Source organism: Saccharomonospora iraqiensis subsp. iraqiensis, assembly GCF_000430445.1.
Classification (GTDB): domain Bacteria; phylum Actinomycetota; class Actinomycetes; order Mycobacteriales; family Pseudonocardiaceae; genus Saccharomonospora; species Saccharomonospora iraqiensis.
This window is the reverse complement of sequence record NZ_KE387086.1, coordinates 176,911-179,799: the sequence shown is the minus strand read 5'-3', so window position 1 is coordinate 179,799 and position 2,889 is coordinate 176,911. Positions and strand designations below refer to the sequence as shown.

Below are 2,889 nucleotides of genomic sequence, written 5' to 3'. Positions count from 1 at the left end.
CGGAGCGTGGCCGCCACGGCCGCCACGGCCGTGAGCGCGAACACCAGCCGCGCGTCGGTGAGCGCCCCGGCGACCGGGTCGGTCCCCGCCGCCGCACCGGGCAGGCCGAACAGGGACATCACCGGACCGTACGGCGTGTAGTCGTAGACCCCCGGGTCGCCGAGCGCGGCGATGTCGGCGTACGGCGTCCCGGTGTCCAGCAACCGTTCCGCCGAGCGTTCGATCACCCACACCTCCGGCTGGGCGTTCCAGACGTCCGGGTCCTCCGCCCAGTCGCCACCCGCGCTCCCGCGGCGGAGCACGAGCGTGACCAGGGGCGCCAGCATGCCCACGGCCGCGACCAGGCCGACGCCGACCCACCGGGACCACACGGCCGGAACCGGGGCGAACCGGTCGTTCCCCGGGCGGGCACGGGTCCGGAGGACGAGCCCCGACAGTGCGGTGTGCAGCAACGCCGACGTGTAGGCGGCGGTGGCGAACGCCCCCCAGACCCGGAAGCCGAGGTGTTTGTCGGTGAGCGCCAACACGAGCGCGTAGACCGCGCAGCCCAGGTACAGCGCGCCGTCCAGCCACCACGGCCGGAAGCCCCTCCCGCGCCCCGTGCCGACCGCCGGTGTTCCCATGGCGCCCGAGACTACGCGAGCGCACCGACACCGTTGTGTGACACCGCCGTGACCGGCACCGGTCGCTGACGCACCACCGGCCCGTGACCGTCGGTGCCGGGCGGCACAATGCGGGGCGCACGGCGTGCGGCGGGCCCGGTCCGGTCCGCGGGACGTCCGGCGGTGCCGGCGGTGTCTGCGGTGCCGGTGGTGTCTGCGGTGCCGGCGGAGCTGCGCCGGGCACGACGGCGAGGAGCACGACCCGGGTCGGGTGCGGGAAGGGATTGCTGGTGGAGAACACGTGGTCGCTGCTGCACGGCGCGATGAACGCGGCCGACACGCCCACGGGTCTGCGTCGGGGGACGGTGCGCCGGGTGGCCCGGTTCGCCCGGCCGCACTGGCGCAGGCTCGCGGTGTTCGGCGTGCTGACCGTGGTCTCCGCGGTCCTGGCGGTGAGCACGCCCCTGCTGGCCGGGCGGGTGGTCGACGTGATCGTGGGGGACGGCGCGGCGACCACGGTCGTGTGGCTGGCCTTGCTCATCGCGGGCATCGCCGTCGCCGACGCGGGTGTGGGGCTGGCGGAGCGGTGGCAGTCCGCGCACATCGGGGAGGGGCTGATCTTCGATCTGCGCCGGGCGGTGTTCGAGCACGTCCAGCGGATGCCGATCGCGTTCTTCGCGCGCAGCCGCACCGGTGCACTGGTGAGCAGGCTGAACAACGACGTCATCGGGGCACAGCGCACCTTCACCGCCACGCTGTCCGGGCTGGTCACCAACGTGGTGCAGCTGCTGCTGTCGTTCGCCGTGATGGTGACCCTCTCCTGGCAGGTGACCCTGCTGGCGCTGGCGCTGCTGCCGGTGTTCGTGCTGCCCGCGCGGCGGATCGGCAGGCGCATGGCGGCGTTGCAACACGAGGCGGCCGGGCTCAACGCCTCGATGACCGACCAGATGACCGAGCGGTTCTCCGCCCCCGGCGCGACCCTGGTGAAGCTGTTCGGCAGGCCGGACGTCGAGGTGGACGAGTTCGGTGCCCGGGCGGGCCGGGTCCGCGACATCGGGGTGCGGACCGCGATGCTGACCCGGTGGTTCATGACCAATCTCACGCTGGTCTCCGCACTGGCCCAGGCCCTGGTCTACGGCCTCGGTGGCTGGCTGGCGCTGCGCGGCACGCTGGACGCGGGCACCGTGGTCTCCCTGGCCCTGCTGCTGACCCGTCTGTACACCCCGCTGACCGCGCTGGCCAACGTGCGCGTCGACGTGATGACCGCACTGGTGTCGTTCGAGCGGATCTTCGAGGTGCTCGACCTGCGGCCGATGCTCACCGAGACCGACCGGCCCACGCCGCTGCCCGACGGCGGGGTCTCCCTGGAGTTCCACGACGTCCGGTTCGCCTACCCGTCCGCGGAGCAGTACTCCCTCGCCTCACTGGAGTAGGTGGCCGTGGTCGACGACCGCGGTGGTGAGCAGGTGCTGCACGGCATCGACTTCCGTGTCGAACCGGGACGGATGGTGGCGCTGGTCGGCTCGTCCGGGGCCGGCAAGTCCACCATCGCGGCGCTGGTGCCCCGGCTGTACGACCCGGATTCCGGGAGCGTGCGGTTGTCCGGGGTGGATGTCCGGGACCTCTCCTTCGCCACGGTGCGCGGGGCCGTCGGCCTGGTGACCCAGGACGGGCACCTGTTCCACGACACCATCCGGGCCAACCTGACCTACGCCGCGCCGACGGCGGACGAGGCCGACATCTGGGACGCGCTCGACCGGGCGCGGCTGGAGCCGTTGGTCCGGTCCCTGCCGGACGGGCTGGACACCGTCGTCGGCGAGCGGGGATACCGGTTGTCCGGGGGTGAGCGGCAACGGCTGACCATCGCGCGGCTGCTGCTGGCGCGACCGCGGGTGGTGGTGCTGGACGAGGCCACCGCGCACCTGGACTCGGAGTCCGAGGCCGCGGTGGGGGCGGCACTGGCCGACGCGCTGCGGGGCCGCACGGCGGTCGTGATCGCGCACCGGCTGTCCACCGTGCGCGCCGCCGACGAGATCCTCGTGGTGGAGCAGGGCCGCATCGTCGAACGCGGCGACCACACCGAACTGCTGGAGCGCGACGGCCGCTACGCGGAGCTGCACCGGACGCAGTTCGCCGCCGGGACCGAACGGTCGACGGTATGACCGCGCCGGACGCGCCGACACCGGCCACGGGATCACCGCCCGGCAGCCGGGAACCGGATGGTCCGGGCCCCGGCCCCGGCCCCGGTCCCGGACCGTGGCTGTGGACGTGGCCGGTGTGGCCGCCG

2 pseudogenes are annotated in these 2,889 nt (G+C 73.8%); one reads left to right on the top strand and one right to left on the bottom strand.

Features of this window, described 5'->3' with window-relative positions:
* Positions 1-623: pseudogene (locus ACTIR_RS0111890) on the bottom strand (hypothetical protein); the annotation flags it as partial.
* A gap of 269 nt (positions 624-892) precedes the next feature.
* Here ACTIR_RS0111890 and ACTIR_RS22975 point away from each other — a divergent pair.
* Positions 893-2,764 (top strand): annotated as a pseudogene (locus tag ACTIR_RS22975) (ABC transporter ATP-binding protein).
* The last annotated feature ends 125 nt before the right edge of the window (positions 2,765-2,889 follow it).